A 17,888-nucleotide genomic window follows, 5' to 3' on the forward strand; every position below is an offset into this window, starting at 1 on the left:
CTCTCCTTCACCGGTTATTGAGCTGAGCGCGAACATTTTCGCGCCCTTTGAACGAGATGCGATAAGGACTGCCCATTCGGGATTCGATCAGCCGCTTACGGCGCAATTGCTGGAAAACTGCCATCGTGCAATCGGAAAGCAGATAGCCTTCACGGGTAAAGCATTCGATTTCGCAGATATGTCCGTCTTCGCGCAGATGGCGGATGTAACCGCCCTGCGCCAGCACGTGCAAGACGCGCTGTTCCATGCGTGAGATATTCATTGTTGTTCTTGCCTGGATGGAAACCATGACAAGCACCAGCTCTCGCGGATGGTGAACCATCCACGGCCAATGCCGTTTCCGCTCCTGAACACTGCCAGTCAGACGCTCTCAGCGCCTGCCATCTTGCAGCTTGTTCGGAACGATCAAAGGCTTCCTACAATCTCCGGCATCAACAATTCCTCGTCATGGTATTCCCGGCAAAACCCAAAATGGCAGTGCGGCAGGGAACACATAAAAACAGGAGGGCGATAAGCCCTCCTGCACATTTATAAGCGCTGAGCGCCGCTGTCAAACCGTCCAGTTTTTCGGCTGGTTGCGCAGCTTTTCGGCTTCCGCATAAAACTTCTTTTCCCACTCATTGTGGTTATCGAGCCCCTCCTTGATGAACGGCGTGAAGATCGCAAGGTTCATCAGGCACCAGTTGACCAGTCGAGCCGGGAACTTGAGCGGCTTCACAAAGTCGACGAAAAGGACCACGCGCGTCTTGTCGGTATGGTTCCACGCCTCATGCTCATAGGCATCGTCGAAAATTAGCACCTTGCCTTCCTGCCAATGACAGACCTGATTGTCCACGCGGATGGCAAGCTGGTCATTCGGTTCCGGCACGATGAGACCAAGATGCAGGCGCAGCACGCCATTATAAGGTCCGCGATGCGGCGGCAGATGCTTGCCCGGTTCGAAGATGGAGAACATTGCCGTCGTCAGGCCGGGAATCTTGTTCACGATACGCCAGGTTTCCGGGCATGCCTTGATGTTCTGTTCCGACTTCACACCGAAACCGAGCAGGAAGAATGTCTTCCAGCGATTATCGGTCGAGATCGTTTTCACATCGGTCGAAATATCCTGAAAGGAAGGCAGCTCACTCTGACGCAGCAGAATCGTATCCAGCTCCTTGCGGATGGCAGGCCATTCCTTCTCGATCTCGGCGGACCAAGGGAAAGTCGCATTGTCGTAGACGGGCGGATTGCCGAGCTTGGCATATTTCAGATTGAGACCTTCGGCCCAGGATACGATCCCCATGAAAAAACGGGTGATCGGGCTTGGCCGGTCCATGGCGGCGATGCCTTCGGTGCCAAACTTCTGCTTCGGATCGGTCGCTGCTTTGTCTTGTATCGATGTATCGGGGTTGGACATCTCATATTCTTTCAAAACGCGCGCTGAAAAGTTTTCTTTGCCAGTATTGGGCCTGTTTTGGGTATGTTTCGCCCCAAAACCGGTTCCCACTTTTGGGAAACATGCTCCAGCTATAAAGCGATGAAACTACGGCTGAAATTTGCAAGCAAGCCATTAGCTATTCATTTTCAGGGCATTTCCAACAAAAGTGAGACACGGTTTTGTGTTCGGAAATGCCTGAGAAAAAGCGGTTAGAGCGAAACCGCTCTAACCGCGATCAAGTTTGTCCAGAAGCGTGGCACGGTCAAGACTAAAACCGGAGTCAATCCAGAAAGTTTCGAGAGACCGCAATGTTTCTCCAAGACCGGGGCCTTTTTCAATGCCCAAAGCCAGAAGATCACTGCCCGTGACAGGGAAAACAGGCGCATCGTAATGTTCGGCAGCATCGAGAAGACGTGCGAAACCACCGGCGCGGATCATCGCATCGTCGCTGCCCGCGGCATCGGCCCTCGCCGCCGCATAGGCCAGACGAATGCGGTCAAGCACAGCCTGCTTGCTGCCGCGATAGATAGTCTTCTTCAAAGCTTGCTCGGAAAGCTCCGGCTTGACCGCATCGGCCCGTGCCCAGGCTTCAAGCCGCGCCCTTTCCGCATTGGACATTTTCAGCCGCTTGCCCATCTCCTCCATCCGCACGCTGTCGGGTGGAATAATGCTTTCAAGCCGCAGCAGCGGATCAGGCTGCCAGCCAAGATCGGCCTCGGTCCGCACCAGCCCATGAATGGCGTCGATGCCCCATTTCTCGCTTTCAGGCAGAATGAGATTCAAGACACCGGCCTGTCGCATCCACAAAAGCGCGCGCGACGGATCGGGAGCGGACAGGAGTTTCTTCAGTTCCGACCAGACCCGTTCGGCGGAAAGTTGTGAAAGACCGTCCTTCAATCGTGCGCTGGCGCGCAAGCCCTCAGCCTCGGGCCGTCCCGAACCATACCAGGCGAAGAAGCGGAAAAAGCGCAGGATGCGCAGGTAATCCTCTCGAATGCGCTGTTCCGCATCGCCGATGAAGCGCAGTGTCCGGCTCTCAATATCGCCAAGCCCGCCCACATCATCGATCACGATGCCATCAGCCGTCACATAAAGTGCATTGATGGTGAAGTCGCGCCGTTCCGCATCGGCTTTCCAGTCGGTGCCGAAGGCGACCTTGGCATGGCGGCCATTGGTTTCAATATCCTGCCGCAGCGTCGTGACCTCGAACGGATGGCCCTGCACGACAACAGTGATCGTGCCATGCTCGATACCGGTCGGCACCGGCTTGAAACCGGCTTCATTTGCCAGCCTCACCGTATCCTGCGGCAAATGCGTCGTTGCCAGATCGACATCGCTCACCTTGGTGCCGAGCAGCGTGTTGCGCACTGCGCCACCCACGACACGCGCCTCGCCGCCATCGCGGTTCAGCGCCTTGAACAGGGCTTGCAACGGCTTTGCTTTCAGCCAGTCCGCCTTGCCGGAAATATTCATACTCTCGCTCAAACGTAGAGCCTTTCATAAAGTCCGCGAATGATACCGGCGGTCGCCCCCCAGATGAATCGCTCGTGATAAGGCATGGCGTAATAAAAGCGTTCCTTGCCGTTGAATACCCGGCTTTCACGCCGATGGTTCTCCGGGTTCATCAGGAAGGAAAGCGGCACCTCGAAAATATCGGCGACTTCATCCGGGTTCGGATGCACGTCGAACGGCGTTTTCACCACCGCCAGAATGGGCGTGATCGAAAACCCGCTACCGGTGAGATAACGCGGCAGATTGCCGATGATCTCGGCACGATCCGCCGCAAGCCCGATTTCCTCATTCGCCTCGCGTAGTGCAGCCCGTTCCGCCGTGCCGTCCTCCGGGTCGATTGCGCCGCCCGGAAAGGCGATCTGACCGGAATGCTTGCGCAGCGTATCGGTGCGTTGCGTCAAAAGCAGTGTGGCTTCCGATCCGCGATCCACCACCGGCACCAGCACGGCGGCGTCGCGCATCTTAGCCATCGTCATTAATTGTGTAATATCGGGATTGAGCGAATGATCGCCAGTCAGATCATCCCGGCTGGGACGCCACTGCCGAACCCGCTCGGCAAAATCACCGGCTGAAAAGGCTGGGAATTCACTCATTGCAGTGCAGCCTCCAGCGCATCGGAAGCCATGATCGGAAAGACCACGCCGCCAGAGCGAACCGCAAATGTCGGCACGCCGTCGACTTCGATTTCTTCGCCCAGCGCCACCAGATCATACATCACAGCACGCGCAATCAGCGCCTCCAGCCGCCCACGAACCAGCACATAGGGCTTCAATCCACCGCTTGTCCGCTCGATCACGAAGCGCAGGGGATGTTGCGCGTCGGCGGTCACGACATCTCCCACATTGGTGCGGAAGGTCAGCACCTGCGCATCGCCTTCGCCAGACACTTCCATCTCGACGACAACAAAATGCGCATCCTCGACGCGAATGCCGACTTTTTCCACTGGAGTTACGAGATAGGTCTGGCCGTCGTCGTCCTTGCGCAGCACAGTCGAAAACAGCCGCACAAGCTGTTTGCGCCCAATCGGCGTACCCATATAGAACCAGGTGCCATCAGCCTTGATTTCCATATCGAGATCGCCGCAAAAGTCAGGGTTCCAGCGCTCAACAGGCGGGATTCCGCGCTCTTTCGTCGCCGGACCACTTTGCGCATCCGCATGGGCGCGCGCAATCAGGGCTTCCAGCCCGCCGGTTCCTTCCGCGGTGCGCATCGAACTTTGCGGCGCGTCTTTGCCTTCAGGGGTGCTTTTTATCATCCGACTCGGTTATTCCTGCTCGAATGTGTTTAATATGCTCGAAGTCATGAAATAGTCACCGTTTCGCGGCTTGTCAGCACTATATGCGATTTATAAGGCACTTCCGCCAGAGCGGTCATATTGCGAGGTCCACATGAGCGTTATCGTTACGCCTGAAACCGCCAATCCCGAACAGATCGTCGCGGAGGCCGAACGGGCGCTCGCGGACATCGCACGCATCAAGGAAAGCGTCGGGACTGTGATCTTCGGTCAGGAAAACGTGATCGAGCGCACGCTCGTCGCCGTTCTGGCTGGCGGGCACGCCTTGCTGGTCGGCGTACCGGGTCTCGCCAAGACCAAGCTGGTCGAAACGCTGGGCACCGTGCTCGGCCTTTCCGGCCAGCGCATCCAGTTCACGCCCGACCTGATGCCATCCGACATCATCGGTTCGGAAGTCATGGAACAAGATGCCGACGGGCGCCGCTCCTTCCGCTATCTCAAGGGCCCGATCTTCGCGCAGCTCCTGATGGCTGACGAAATCAACCGTGCTTCGCCGCGCACGCAGTCTGCGCTTTTGCAGGCCATGCAGGAATATCATGTCACGGTCGCGGGCCAGCGCTACGACTTGCCCGCACCGTTTCATGTGCTTGCGACACAGAACCCGCTGGAACAGGAAGGCACCTATCCGCTGCCGGAAGCCCAGCTCGATCGCTTCCTGATGCAGATCGACATTCTCTATCCGGAACTGGATGCGGAACGCCGCATTCTTCTGGAAACAACCGGCGTTTCCGAGGCCAAGGCCTATGAGATCATCAACGCCGAACGGCTGATCGAAATGCAGACTTTAGTGCGACGCATGCCGGTGTCGGAAAGCGTTGTGGAAGCAATCCTCAAGCTGGTGCGCTCCGCCCGTCCCGATGCCGATAACGACCATGCGAAGAAGCACATCGCCTGGGGTCCCGGCCCCCGCGCCAGCCAGGCATTGATGCTCTGCGCACGCGCTCGCGCGCTCTATGAAGGCCGTCTCGCCCCATCCGTAGACGACGTGAAGGCACTGGCCGAGCCAGTCCTTCAGCACCGCATGGCGCTCAACTTTGCTGCGCGCGCCGACGGCATGCATATTCGTGACGTCATCGCAAATTTGGTAAAGGCTGCCGTCTGATGGTCATTGGCGCAGAAGTTTCCACCGCAGATCGCAAGGAGACACTTGCTCGCGCCCGTGCGCGGGCAGCGGCTATCCCCGATCTGCTGGTTGAAGCTCAGCGCGTGGTCAACACCGTCATGAATGGCTGGCACGGACGGCGCAAACGCGGTCCCGGCGAAAATTTCTGGCAGTTCCGCCCCTATGTGGACGGCGAATCCCTTGCCCGTATCGACTGGCGGCGTTCCGCGCGCGACGATCATACCTATGTCCGCGACCGCGAATGGGAATCCGCCCATACGGTCTGGCTCTGGTGCGATTTCTCGCCCTCAATGCTCTATCGCTCGCAGCTCGCGCCTGTTTCCAAGGAAGCGCGTTCGCTCGTGCTGACGCTCGCTCTTGCCGAACTTTTATCGCGCTCGGGCGAACGCATTGCCTTTCCGGCGCTGATCCAGCCTTTTTCTGCCCGCAACGGAGCTGAACGTCTGGCGGCAGCGCTGATGCACGAAGCGCCGGTTGCAGCACTGCCCGACATCACCCAGATCCGCCGTTTTTCGGAAGTCGTCCTCGTATCGGATTTCCTGCATCCGTTCGATGAACTGACCGATCTTCTCGACCGTCTGGCACAACGCGGTGTCCGCGCGCATCTGGTTGAAGTTGCCGATCCTGCCGAAGAAACATTTCCCTATTCGGGCCGCACCGAATTCCGCGATCCTGAAACCGGCGCCACGCTCGTCGCCGGTCGGGCCGAAACCTATGCGGACGATTATCGCCGCCTCTACATTGCGCGCCGTGAAACCCTGTCGGATTTCTGCAAGCGGCTCGGCTGGAGCTATACGGTCCACCGGACAGACAGGCCGACGGCGGAAGCACTGGCACGGCTTCACGATGCGCTGAGCACCAGCGGAAACTTGAGCGCCGCCCTGCCTGCAGCGGGAGGCGCGCGCACATGAATTTTCTGCCGCTCGCCTTCGGTTCGCCGCTCATTCTCGCGGGGCTGATCGCCCTGCCGGTCATCTGGTGGCTTTTGCGCATGACGCCGCCGCGTCCGCAGGAAGAAACCTTTCCGCCGCTTCGCATTCTGGCGCAGGTTTTCAAGCGCGAGGAAGTGCCGTCGAAAAGTCCATGGTGGATGACGCTGCTGCGGCTGCTCATCGCCGCGCTCGTCATTCTCGCACTTGCCTCGCCGGTCTGGAATCCGCGTCCGGTCGCACTGTCCGGCAATGAGCCGCTTGCCATCGTCATCGACAATGGCTGGGCTTCCGCCGAGGACTGGCAACAGCGGGTCAATGCTGCCGAAAAACTCATCTCCGATGCAGAGGGCAGCAATGCTCCGATCTACATCGTGGGTTCGGCGGAACCGGCCAACGCCGAAATCGGCCCCTATGACGGCAAGAGTGCTGCCGAGCGCCTTCAGGCACTGGAGCCGCGCCCGATCCCGGTTGACCGCAAGTCGGCAATGGACCGACTGGCTTCCACCTTGCCCGCGGATACAAAGGTCCGCCTTGCCTTCATGAACGACGGACTGGCATCATCAGATGATGCGGAAACCTTCGCAGAACTGGACAAGTCGGGGCATCTCGCCTCCGTTCTCTGGTATGGCGCGAGCCTCAGCCGCACTTTGGCGCTGACCGGCATAGACAACAAGGCTGACAGTCTGGAAGCCGTCGCCATCCGCCCGGAAGGCGTATCGGCTCCGCGCACGCTCACTGCCGCTGCCTATGACGACAAGGGACGCCGCATCGCCGAGGCGCCGCTTTCCTTCGCGCTTGGAAGTGCGGAAGGCACGGCACGGTTCAACCTGCCAGTGGAGCTTCGCAACGATTTCCGCCTGATCCGTGTCGATGGTATCGAACAGGCAGGCGCAACACGGCTGATTGATGCAGGATCGGAACGGCGCACCGTCGGCCTTATCGCCAGCGGTGACGGCGATCTGGCGCAGCCCCTTCTCTCGCCGCTGCATTATATTTCCCGTGCCCTGTCGCCCTATGTCAATCTGATCGAACCACGTTCTGCCGATCTTCTGCAATCCGTGCCGGAAGTGCTGGATGCAAAGCCGTCGATCCTCATCATGGCCGATATCGGCACGCTGCCACAGCCTGTCACCGAACAGCTTTCCAAATGGATCGAAGATGGCGGCACGCTGGTGCGGTTCGCAGGCCCGCGCCTTGCCGGTGCCAGCGACAATGATCCGCTTCTGCCGGTGAAATTGCGCAAGGGCGAGCGCGCCTTGGGCGGCACGCTGTCCTGGTCCGAACCGCAGAAGCTGCGCATTTTTCCTGACAAGGGACCTTTTGCCGGTCTGGCTGTCCCCGATGATGTGACCGTCACCCGGCAGGTTCTTGCCGAGCCGTCGTTCGATCTCAACGACAAGGCTTACGCCGTTCTTCAGGATGGAACGCCGCTTGTGACCGGCGAACAGCGCGGACGCGGCAATATCGTGTTGTTCCACATCTCTCCCGATGCCAGCTGGTCGAGCCTGCCCATTTCGGGTTCCTTCGTGGAAATGCTGCGCCGCATCGTGTCGCTGTCACAGAGAACCGGCGCGCAGGAAAATCAGGCTTCGGTCTCTCTGCCGCCCTACCAGCTGCTTTCGGCTTCCGGCGCGCTGACCCCGCCGACATCCGAGGCCAAGCCACTGATCGTCGAAAAGAACAAGCAGGCCAGCGTCAGCATCAACACGCCGCCCGGCTTTTATGGCAATGAGGACGGCTTGAAAGCGCTCAACATCTTCGAAGGTGCGAACATCAAGCTGCAACCCATTGCCCAGCCGACACTTTCCGTCGGAATAACACCTGCCTCCTATACATCGGACCAGTCGATTTCACTGGCGGGTCCATTCTTTGCGATCGCCGCAATGCTTCTCGCACTCGATACGCTTTTGATGCTGTGGCTGCGCGGGGCCTTCCGTCGCCGCATGAAAGTGCGTGCCAAGGTGGCGGGAATAGCTGTTCTGTTGGCCGGTTCCCTCGCCTTCAACCTTCTTCCTTCCGGAATGGGCGAAGCAAAAGCACAGACTCAATCCCAGTCTGGGGCTCAAGAGCAGGTGCATGACGACAGCAAGCCCGGAGACGAGACGATCATCAACTCCGTCTCGCAGACGCATCTTGCCTATGTCATCACCGGCAGCGCCCAGACCGACGACATCAGCAAGGCAGGCATGCGGGGCTTGAGCTTCGCGCTGATGGACAAGACCGCACTCGAACCGGGCGACCCTATCGGCGTCGACCCCGCCAAGGACGAACTGGCCTTTTATCCGCTGATCTACTGGCCTATCGACCCGCAGGCACCGATGCCGAGCCCGGAAGCGATTGCCAAGGTCGATGCCTATATGCAGCAAGGCGGCACCGTGCTTTTCGACACGCGCGACCAGTTGCAGGCCGGAGCCAGCCTCGATCCGTCCGCCTCACCCGCCAACCAGCGCCTGCGCGCCATTCTCGACGGCATGAACGTTCCGCCGCTGGAACCCGTGCCTGACGATCATGTGCTGACCAAATCCTTCTTCATCATGCCCGATTTTCCGGGTCGCTATGAAGGAAGCCCACTGTGGGTGGAGGCTTCGACACCGAACGCTTCGCCACGGGAGCGCCCCGTGCGCACCGGCGACGGCGTGACGCCGATCATGATTACAGCCAATGATTTCGCTGGCGCATGGGCTGTGGATGAGCAAGGCAATCCGCTGCTCCCGACTGTGCCAAACGATCCGATGCAGCGCATCTATGCCATTCGCGGCGGCGTGAATATCGTGATGTATATGCTGACCGGCAACTACAAATCCGATCAGGTCCACGCCAAGGACCTCATCGAACGGCTGGGGAACTAGCATGATGTTTTGCAGCCACGTCATCGCCCGATCCCGCTTCTCTTTTCCCCTCGTTGTGAACGCGAACGGCGGTAGGAGGTGAGAATGGATATCGAATTCGAACCGTTCCTCTCCACGCCCTGGCTGATTGCCATCCTCGTGCCGCTGGCGCTGTTGGTGCTGGCCACGATTGCGTTACGGATGCGCGGCGGTCTGATCCGTCTGCTGGCTGCGGCGGCACTTGCGCTCGCGCTTTTCAATCCCGTCATCATCAATGAAGAACGCGAACCGCTGAAAAGCGTGGTCTCGGTGGTCGTAGATCGCAGCCAGAGCCAGGAACTCGGCAGCCGTCGTGCCGACACTGATGCTGCCTTGAAGGCGGTGCAGGACCAGCTTGCCACCATGCCGCAGTTTGAAACCCGCGTGGTAGAAGCAGGTAAGCCCGGCGAAAACGAAGACGGTTATGCAACCCGGCTTTTTGGGCCGCTGGCACGTTCGCTTCTCGACGTGCCACCGTCCCGCGTCGCGGGCGCGATCATGATTACCGACGGTCAGGTGCACGACATCCCAGGTAACAAGAATGCGCTCGGCTTCGATGCGCCGCTGCATGGTCTCGTGACCGGAAAGCCGGACGAATTCGACCGCCGCATCCGCTTCAACAAGGCACCGCGTTATGGCATCAGCGGCAAGCCGCTCGAAATGTCGTTTACGGTGATCGATGAAGGCAAAAACCTCGGCAGCCCTGCGCCGGTCGAAATCCGCGTCAATGGCGAAACCGTCAGCGAGGAAGAAGCGCAGGTCGGGCAGGAAACACCCGTCACCATCACCTTGCCGCGCGCCGGTGTCAACATTGTCGAAATCGCCACGCCAGCGCTTCCCGGTGAAGTAACAGACACCAACAATCGCGCTGTCGCAACCGTGGACGGCGTGCGCGAGAACCTGCGCGTGCTGCTCGTTTCCGGTGAGCCGCACAATGGTGAACGCACATGGCGCAACCTGCTGAAATCCGATGCCGCCGTCGATCTCGTTCACTTCACCATTTTGCGCCCGCCGGAAAAGCAGGACGGCACTCCGATCAACGAATTGTCGCTGATCGCTTTCCCGACCCGCGAACTCTTCGTGGACAAGGTCAACGAGTTCGACCTCATTATTCTCGACCGCTATCAGCACCGCGATGTGCTGCCGCTCCTCTATTACGATTACATTGCGCAATATGTGGAGAATGGCGGTGCCTTGCTGGTCGCAGCCGGCCCGGAATATGCAGGCGAAATGTCGATTGCCCGCACGCCGCTTTATAGCGCCCTGCCCGCCATGCCGACTGGTGCCGTGACGGAAAAGGCGTTCTATCCGCGCCTCACGACGATCGGCAAACGCCACCCCGTCACGCGCGGGCTTGATGGCAGCGAACAGGAGCCGCCGCACTGGAGCCGCTGGTTCCGCACCATCGACATCACCGCGCCGCAGGGCGAAACAGTGATGAGTGGCGCGGACAACAAGCCGTTGCTGGTTCTCAACCGCGTCGGAAAAGGCCGCGTCGGCATGTTCCTCTCCGATCAGGGCTGGCTTTGGGCGCGCGGCTTCGAAGGCGGCGGCCCTTATGCTTCGCTCTATCGCCGTATCGCCCATTGGCTGATGCAGGAGCCGGAACTGGAGGAAGAGGCACTGACCGCCTCCGGCAATGGCCGCACCCTTTCCATCCGCCGCCAGACCATGGGCGATAATCCGGGTGTTGCAACCGTCTCGACCCCATCCGGCAAGGAATTGCAGGTCAATCTTGCGCCCAGCAAGCCAGGCCTGTTTGAAGGTTCGCTGCAAACGGACGAGATCGGCATCTTCCGGGTGAAAAACGGCGATCTGGAAGCACTGGCCCATGTCGGGCCGATCGATGCGCCAGAATTTGCGGACAGTATCTCCACAACGGATCGTTTGAAGCCACTCGCTGAAGCGGCCGGTGGCTCGGTCCATCGCGTGCATGCAAGTGCCGATAGTTCGGTCCAGGTTCCCACGATTACCGCAATCAGTGGCAACCGTAGCGCCAGCGGCAACGACTGGATTGGCCTGCGTGAAACCTCGGATACGCAGCTGAAAAGCGTCAATCGCCTGCCGTTGTTCTCTGGCTTCCTGGCGCTCGGCCTGCTGCTCTTCGTCTTCGGCAGCATGTGGTATCGCGAAGGGCGGTAAACCGCCCCTCGCTTTCCCCTTATTTAACTATTTTGCCCGGTTGGCGTGGCGCACGATGCCGCTGACACCGTTCAGCGCACCGGTTGCGAGTTCGCAGGCAAGCATCCGGCGCGGATCGACCGATGCTGGCATGACCATGGAGCCAGCAGGCACCATCTTGAAACCGAACGGACCGTAGTAGGGCTCGTCGCCGACGAGAATAACCAGCTTGTGACCGGCCTTCTTCGCCGCTTCCAGCGACATGCGCATCAGCTTGCCGCCAATGCCCCGCTTCTTCCACTCAGGCCGCACAGCAAGTGGTCCAAGCAGGAGTGCGGGCGTCTTGCCGACGATAACCGGCGTCTGCCGTACTGAGCCAACGACGATGCCGCCCATCAGCGCAACGAAGGAAAGGTCGAGGGCGTGCGGACCACCTTCACGGATAAAATGCGCGGCCCGGGTAAACCGGCCGGGTCCGAAGGCTTCGGCATTGATGGCTTCGATTTCAATGTCGTGCGCCGGGCATTCCTGCGCGTAGGTCAGTTCAAGCTGCTGCATGGGCTTAGATCGCAATAGGAGAAGTCGGGGACCATCAGGTCAATGGAATGCATTCCGCGCTTGGGCGCGGTTCAAGTTTCATCGTCGGATGAAAAGCATTTCCATTAATCGTTCTCCTTGGCGGTCGGCGTTTGAATGACCGCAATTTGGAAGTTGCATTACACCAAAATGGACAAAGGTAAAACTATTTTTTTCAAAATGGCGGTTTAGACTGATCTTTTTGGAACCGTTACGCACTGTTCACGGCTTGCAATGCTGCAAAATGGCGGTTCTCGCCCTATTCTCTTTGCAAAAGGAGAAATCACATGGGACTTCTGGTCGATGGCAAGTGGCACGATGTCTGGTACGACACCGAGAGCACGAAAGGCCGCTTTGAACGTTCGAAATCACAATTCCGCAACTGGGTAACGGCAGACGGCAGCGCCGGTCCGACGGGCGAAGGCGGCTTCAAGGCCGAGCCTGGGCGCTACCATCTCTACGTTTCATATGCCTGTCCGTGGGCGCATCGCACGCTGATCTTCCGTGCCCTGAAGGGACTTGAAGACGTCATCTCGGTATCGGTCGTGGACTACCTGATGGCGGAAGAAGGCTGGACCTTCTACGGCACGACCGGCAGCACCGGCGATGCACTTTACGGTGCGAAGCGTTTGCATGAGATCTACACTCGTGCCGATCCAAATTATTCCGGCCGCGTCACGGTGCCGGTGCTCTGGGACAAAGAGCGACAGACAATCGTGTCCAACGAGTCAGCGGAAATCATCCGCATGCTCAACACTGCTTTCAACGATTTCGGTGACGCTTCGCTCAACTTTTACCCGGAAGCGTTGCGCGGTGAAATCGATGCCCTCAACGATTTCGTCTATCCCAATATCAACAACGGGGTTTATCGCGCCGGTTTCGCCACCACGCAGGAAGCCTATGAGGAAGCGTTCGGGCAATTGTTCGCGGCACTCGATTCGCTTGAGGATCGGCTTTCGCGCCAGCGTTATCTGACCGGCGACCGCATGACAGAAGCGGACTGGCGGCTGTTCACGACGCTCTTGCGTTTCGATCCGGTCTATGTTGGCCATTTCAAGTGCAATCTGCGCCGTATTGCCGATTACCCGAACCTTTGGAATTACACGCGTGAACTCTATCAGGTGCCGGGCGTGGCCTCGACCGTGAACATGGAGCATATCAGGGGCCACTATTATCGCAGCCACAAGAACATCAATCCGACGGGCATTGTGCCGCTCGGACCAGAGATCGACTTCTCTGCGCCGCATGACCGCGATCGGTTTCCGAAAGCCTGACCGGACGGGACTGCGTTTTTCCTGCAACACTATTGTTAGAACATCAGCACTCTCTCAAATCTCTTGCGCCCCTTTGATTTCGATCAATGGGGCGTTTCGTTGCGCGGTCCAGATTGCACACATCACTACCCCCCAAGGCTAACAAGACTGACAAGACCGAACACGACTTAAGGAGAGAGAAGATGAACCGCTTCACGAGGGGATTGCTGGCCGCAACCGCGCTGACCTTTGCCGCGCCGGCAGCATTTGCTGCGGACGCCGTTGTAGCGCAGCCTGCATCTGAAATTCAGGCCATTCCGGAAGCCCTGTCGCCATGGCAGATCCGTGTGCGCGCACTCGGCGTCATCCCCCAGAATTCCGGCTATGTGAACGGCATTTCGGGTTCTGATCTCGACTATTCGAAGTCGATCACACCTGAACTCGACATCACCTATTACTTCACCGATAATTTCGCTGCCGAACTCATTCTCGGCACGACCTATGCCAATATCAACGGCGCTGGTTCGATCGACGGATTGGGCAAGATCGGCAAGGCATGGATTCTGCCCCCCACCCTCACCCTGCAATATCACTTCACCAATTTCGGTGCCTTCAAGCCGTATGTCGGCGCGGGCGTGAACTACACCATGTTCTACAATCAGGATGCGACTGGCGTTGAATATCTCAAGGTCAAGAATGCATTCGGCGGCGCGCTGCAGATTGGCTTCGACTACATGCTCAACGAGCATTGGGGCGTGAACTTCGACGTCAAGAAGCTGTTCCTGGAGCCCAAGTTCGATGCCACCCTGATCGGCGGCACGGAAGTCAGCGGCAAGGCCAAGCTCAATCCATGGCTGATCGGTACGGGTGTTACCTACCGCTTCTAAAATTACGCATGTCACGGTGAAGGCGCAGCCAATGTGCCTTCACCAAAGCGGAAGCGGTTCCAGATCGTGAAGCGCTTCCTGCAGACGCCGCTTGGTTGACGGCGTCGTCCCTTCCGGCAAATCGTCCAGAGGAAAGAAACCGCATTCTGCGATTTCCCGGTCCGGCAAACGCGGGGCCGTCTGTTCGAATTTCCTGCATACATAAAGCGCCACGTGGTCGCGCGGCGACGCATGCGCATTCTTGTAAAGCGCAAAAAGCTGCGGTGGGCCTTTCAGAACGATGTTGGCCTCCTCGCGCAGTTCCTTTTCCAGCGCCTGCCCGAAGGTCTCGCCGCGTTCGACGCCTCCGCCCGGCAGTTGCCATCCGGGCACATAGGTATGCTTCACAAGAAAAACGGAATTCTTGTTTTCATCGAAGACAATAGCCCTGACGCCCAGCGTCATCGGGCGTCGCATTAGAAAATAAGTATGAAATATGAAATGACGAAAGCGCATACCGTCTCTCCGCGAGGCAATATACCTCTATCCAAAACAGCAATGACATCAACAAAAAGTCGCTAAACAGGTTTCGGTTTCACGCATTATCCAGTAAATGGGCCTTATGTTTCGTCTCGCCCATATCTCCGATATACACCTTTCGCCTCTGCCGCGCGTGCGATATCGCGAATTGGCATCGAAGCGTATCACCGGCTATATCAACTGGCTGCGCAATCGCAAAAACGCGATGCACGGAACCGTGCTGGACACTCTCATTGATGATATGCAGGCGCAAACGCCGGATCATATCGCGGTGACGGGTGATCTCGTCAATCTGGCGCTCAATCTCGAAATCGATATTGCCCACGACTGGTTGTCCAAACTGGGTAGTCCGGACGATGTATCGGTCGTTCCCGGCAATCATGATGCCTATGTTCCGGGCGCGCTCGACAAGTCGTGCCGGAAATGGGAACCGTGGATGCGTGGTGACGGCATCGACAACAAAGACAATCGCCCGCAATTTCCCTATATGCGCGTGCGCGGACCCGTTGCGCTGATCGGCGTTTCGTCAGCGCGTGCGACGGCCCCCTTTATGGCGAGCGGCGACTTCCGGTCTGAACAAGGAAAACGTCTGGCCGCAATGCTGGATGAAGCTGGCGCTCGTGGGCTCTACCGTATTGTGATGATCCATCATCCGCCGATCTATGGTGCAACGCCTGCCCATAAACGCCTCTATGGTATTCGCCGTTTCCAGAAGATCATACGCAAACACGGTGCAGAGCTGGTTCTTCACGGCCATACGCATCTTATCACGCATTACGAGATCGACGGGCCGAACGGCAAGATTCCCGTTATCAGCGTGCCGTCTGCAAGCCAGAATTTCGGCGGCCATAAACCGGCTGCCCGCTATAATATATTCAATATCGATAAGCGGCCTGACGGCAGCTGGTCATGCCTCATGGAAGAGCACGGCGTTTCCGATGCCAGCGAGAAAATAACCAAGCTCAACGAGCGCGTGCTTTATTAATTCCAAAACAAAAACGGCGCCGAAGCGCCGTTTCTTGTCCGATTTTGGCTGATTCCCTAAAGTTGACGCAGTTTTCGCCGGGAACGGCAGCTCCAACTGATTTCTAAGAATTGCGGAACGTGATGTTGCACCCCTTCTGTCCTGCAGCTCGTTCCAGAGCCTGCATCTCGCCCTTTAGACGAGCAACTTCCGCAGCCTTGACACCATTTCCCTCATTGAACAGCAATACTGGCCAGAACAACACCAGACCGACGCCTGTTTTGATTGCATCATTTTTTGCTGCCGAGTTTTGACGCCCAACCGCCGTCGCCGCACTGGCAGAAAGACGAACACCTTCTTCTTTGAGAGCACGACAGGAAAGAGAACCATAAGCCGCTGATGATGCGTAACTTGGTTCAATTTTATTTGCCTGCGACGCACATCCGGAAATAACGGTTAAAGAAACAACACATAGTAAAATACGATTCATTGAACACCAATTAGTTTTAAATAATACACTAATCGATCTAAATGAAACGTTATCACATTTCAAAGGCTAATAATTGGAGGCTATTTTCGTGAACCGCCTCAACAATTGATAATTACCACAAGATAGGAAAAAGGCGGCACGATGTGCCGCCTTTCACTAGCGTTATGCTATTGAAACTACTTACCAATCACCCGGTTGGCAGCCGAGACAATAGCTTCCAGCGAAGCGCTGACGATATTGTCGTTGATACCGACGCCAAACAGCTTGCCGCCCGGATGAGCCATTTCGACATAGGAGATGGCCGAAGCATCCGAACCTTGCTGTAGCGAATGTTCGGAATAGTCAACGACCGACATCTTCACGCCGAGATATTTCGACAGCGCGTCGACAAAGCCGTCAATCGGTCCCGTTCCCTTGCCCTCGATATTCTTGGTCACGCCGTTATCGGTGATTTCGGCGGTCAGGATACGACGGCCCTTCTGTTCCGGATCGGGCATGGTGTGATGATCGACGAACTTGATGCGGGCATTGGGCTGCGTCACATAAAGCTGCTGGAACGCCTCGTGAATGCGCTTCGACGGCAGTTCCTTGCCTTCTTCATCGGTAATGTTCTGAATGATCTCGCGGAACTCGACCTGCAGGTTGCGCGGCAGGTTCAAGCCATAATCCGCCTGCAGGATATAGGCGATACCGCCCTTGCCTGACTGCGAATTGATGCGAATGATCGCTTCATAGGAACGGCCCACATCCTGCGGGTCGATCGGCAGATAGGGCACTTCCCAGATCGGCGAATTGGCCGAACGGCGCGCCTTCATGCCCTTGTTGATCGCATCCTGATGCGAGCCGGAGAAAGCCGTATAGACCAGCTCGCCGACATAAGGATGACGCTCGGCAATCTTCAACTGGTTCGAATATTCATAGACTTCCTTCATCCGGTTGATGTCGGTGCAGTCCAGCTCAGGGTCCACACCCTGCGTATACATGTTGAGCGCCAGCGTCACCACATCGACATTGCCGGTGCGTTCGCCATTGCCGAACAACGTGCCTTCAACGCGGTCGGCACCAGCCATCAAGCCCAGTTCGGTTGCAGCAATGCCCGTGCCACGGTCATTATGCGGGTGCAGCGAGACAATCAGGTTCTCACGATTGTCGAGGTTGCGGCACATCCATTCGATCTGGTCGGCATAGATGTTCGGCGTGTTCATCTCGACGGTCGAAGGCAGGTTGACGATCAGCTTGTTGTCTGCGGTCGGCTTCACGATCTCGATGACCGCATTGCAGATTTCCAGCGCCACATCCAGCTCAGTGCCGGTAAAGCTTTCGGGCGAATACTGGAAGCGATAACCGCCCCCCGCTTTCGCAGCCATATCCATGATCATCTTTGCAGCGTCGGTCGCGATCTGCTTGATACCGCCAACATCCTTGGCGAAGACCACGCGGCGCTGCAATTCACTGGTGGAATTGTAGAAATGGATGATGGGGGTCTTCGCCCCTTCAAGCGCTTCGAAAGTGCGCGTGATCAGTTCTGGGCGGCACTGGACCAGAACCTGCAAATCCACTTCGTCGGGAACATTGCCCTGTTCGATGGCCCAGCGGCAGAAATCGAAATCCGTCTGCGAAGCGGACGGAAAACCGATTTCGATTTCCGGGAAACCCATATCGACCAGCAGGCGGAACATGCGCTCCTTGCGGTCATGGCCCATGGGGTCGATCAAGGCCTGATTGCCATCACGCAGATCGACCGAACACCAGATCGGTGCCTTTTCGATACGCTTGGACGGCCAGGTGCGGTCATCGAGCTGCGGAACCGGGAAAGGCGAATATTTGCTGCCTGCAGTAGGCATGCCTTTGCGCTCGGAAATGGATTTCGATTGCGGCGTGGCGACGGACTGATTCATTTTCGTTTCCTCCCGGCTTTCGACGGCATTCAAGC

16 protein-coding genes are annotated in these 17,888 nt (G+C 57.7%); 7 read left to right on the plus strand and 9 right to left on the minus strand.

Annotation, left to right across the window (positions count from 1 at the left end):
- Positions 1 to 7: 7 nt before the first annotated feature.
- The 5 genes from ABDF71_RS11135 to ABDF71_RS11155 all read right to left on the minus strand — a co-directional run bounded on the left by ABDF71_RS11135 (position 8) and on the right by ABDF71_RS11155 (position 4,184).
- A complete protein-coding gene (locus ABDF71_RS11135; RefSeq protein ID WP_010659599.1) occupies positions 8 to 262 on the minus strand; it encodes a YjhX family toxin in 255 nt (84 codons plus the stop codon).
- Positions 263 to 550: 288 nt separating this feature from the next.
- Positions 551 to 1,396: an ornithine lipid ester-linked acyl 2-hydroxylase OlsC gene (gene olsC / locus ABDF71_RS11140; protein WP_151663629.1), complete on the minus strand. Its 846-nt coding sequence runs from the start codon at positions 1,394 to 1,396 to the stop codon at positions 551 to 553.
- 246 nt (positions 1,397 to 1,642) lie between these two features.
- Complete coding sequence (locus tag ABDF71_RS11145) at positions 1,643 to 2,902, minus strand: CCA tRNA nucleotidyltransferase (protein ID WP_192799914.1); 1,260 nt, start codon at positions 2,900 to 2,902, stop codon at positions 1,643 to 1,645.
- Entirely contained in the window at positions 2,899 to 3,522 is a 624-nt protein-coding gene (locus ABDF71_RS11150) for a CoA pyrophosphatase (protein ID WP_029929155.1), read from the minus strand. The genes ABDF71_RS11145 and ABDF71_RS11150 overlap by 4 nt, the downstream gene beginning before the upstream one ends.
- On the minus strand, positions 3,519 to 4,184 hold the full coding sequence (locus ABDF71_RS11155; RefSeq protein WP_151663628.1) for a DUF1285 domain-containing protein: 666 nt from the start codon (positions 4,182 to 4,184) through the stop codon (positions 3,519 to 3,521). Before ABDF71_RS11155 ends, ABDF71_RS11150 begins: the two co-directional genes overlap by 4 nt.
- A 133-nt stretch (positions 4,185 to 4,317) precedes the next feature.
- Between ABDF71_RS11155 and ABDF71_RS11160 the strand changes: the two genes are divergently transcribed.
- The 4 genes from ABDF71_RS11160 to ABDF71_RS11175 all read left to right on the plus strand — a co-directional run bounded on the left by ABDF71_RS11160 (position 4,318) and on the right by ABDF71_RS11175 (position 11,287).
- Positions 4,318 to 5,325, plus strand: coding sequence for an AAA family ATPase (locus tag ABDF71_RS11160; RefSeq protein ID WP_010659594.1), 1,008 nt, complete (start codon positions 4,318 to 4,320; stop codon positions 5,323 to 5,325).
- Positions 5,325 to 6,257 carry a DUF58 domain-containing protein gene (locus ABDF71_RS11165; protein WP_010659593.1) on the plus strand — a complete coding sequence of 311 codons (933 nt, stop codon included), beginning with the start codon at positions 5,325 to 5,327 and terminating at the stop codon, positions 6,255 to 6,257. Before ABDF71_RS11160 ends, ABDF71_RS11165 begins: the two co-directional genes overlap by 1 nt.
- The gene (locus ABDF71_RS11170) at positions 6,254 to 9,127 is read left to right on the plus strand and encodes a DUF4159 domain-containing protein (RefSeq protein WP_151663627.1); all 2,874 of its coding nucleotides are present in this window, start codon (positions 6,254 to 6,256) and stop codon (positions 9,125 to 9,127) included. The genes ABDF71_RS11165 and ABDF71_RS11170 overlap by 4 nt, the downstream gene beginning before the upstream one ends.
- A gap of 84 nt (positions 9,128 to 9,211) precedes the next feature.
- Positions 9,212 to 11,287, plus strand: a complete 2,076-nt coding sequence (locus ABDF71_RS11175) for a glutamine amidotransferase (protein ID WP_151663626.1) — start codon at positions 9,212 to 9,214, stop codon at positions 11,285 to 11,287.
- A gap of 27 nt (positions 11,288 to 11,314) precedes the next feature.
- Here ABDF71_RS11175 and ABDF71_RS11180 read toward each other — a convergent pair whose 3' ends face one another.
- Positions 11,315 to 11,824, minus strand: coding sequence for a GNAT family N-acetyltransferase (locus ABDF71_RS11180; RefSeq protein WP_010659590.1), 510 nt, complete (start codon positions 11,822 to 11,824; stop codon positions 11,315 to 11,317).
- Between the two features lie 305 nt (positions 11,825 to 12,129).
- Here ABDF71_RS11180 and ABDF71_RS11185 point away from each other — a divergent pair, with 305 nt between their 5' ends.
- Together ABDF71_RS11185 and ABDF71_RS11190 are read left to right on the plus strand one after the other, a co-directional pair.
- The gene (locus tag ABDF71_RS11185) at positions 12,130 to 13,116 is read left to right on the plus strand and encodes a glutathione S-transferase family protein (RefSeq protein ID WP_151663625.1); all 987 of its coding nucleotides are present in this window, start codon (positions 12,130 to 12,132) and stop codon (positions 13,114 to 13,116) included.
- A gap of 182 nt (positions 13,117 to 13,298) precedes the next feature.
- Positions 13,299 to 13,982 (plus strand): OmpW/AlkL family protein, encoded by a 684-nt coding sequence (locus tag ABDF71_RS11190; protein WP_012091644.1) that lies wholly within the window; start codon positions 13,299 to 13,301, stop codon positions 13,980 to 13,982.
- Between the two features lie 39 nt (positions 13,983 to 14,021).
- On the opposite strand, the gene ABDF71_RS11195 is transcribed toward ABDF71_RS11190, so the two are convergent.
- Positions 14,022 to 14,477 (minus strand): NUDIX domain-containing protein, encoded by a 456-nt coding sequence (locus ABDF71_RS11195; RefSeq protein ID WP_151615358.1) that lies wholly within the window; start codon positions 14,475 to 14,477, stop codon positions 14,022 to 14,024.
- Between the two features lie 106 nt (positions 14,478 to 14,583).
- On the opposite strand from ABDF71_RS11195, the gene ABDF71_RS11200 reads away from it, so the two are divergent.
- Positions 14,584 to 15,486 (plus strand): metallophosphoesterase family protein, encoded by a 903-nt coding sequence (locus ABDF71_RS11200; RefSeq protein ID WP_151663703.1) that lies wholly within the window; start codon positions 14,584 to 14,586, stop codon positions 15,484 to 15,486.
- A 103-nt stretch (positions 15,487 to 15,589) separates the two neighbouring features.
- On the opposite strand, the gene ABDF71_RS11205 is transcribed toward ABDF71_RS11200, so the two are convergent.
- On the minus strand, positions 15,590 to 15,955 hold the full coding sequence (locus ABDF71_RS11205; RefSeq protein ID WP_500061554.1) for a hypothetical protein: 366 nt from the start codon (positions 15,953 to 15,955) through the stop codon (positions 15,590 to 15,592).
- A gap of 176 nt (positions 15,956 to 16,131) precedes the next feature.
- Positions 16,132 to 17,853 (minus strand): 2-isopropylmalate synthase, encoded by a 1,722-nt coding sequence (gene leuA, locus ABDF71_RS11210; protein WP_029929172.1) that lies wholly within the window; start codon positions 17,851 to 17,853, stop codon positions 16,132 to 16,134.
- Positions 17,854 to 17,888 lie beyond the last annotated feature (35 nt).

This window comes from Ochrobactrum sp. WV_118_8 (genome assembly GCF_039631535.1).
GTDB classification, from domain to species: Bacteria; Pseudomonadota; Alphaproteobacteria; order Rhizobiales; family Rhizobiaceae; genus Brucella; species Brucella anthropi.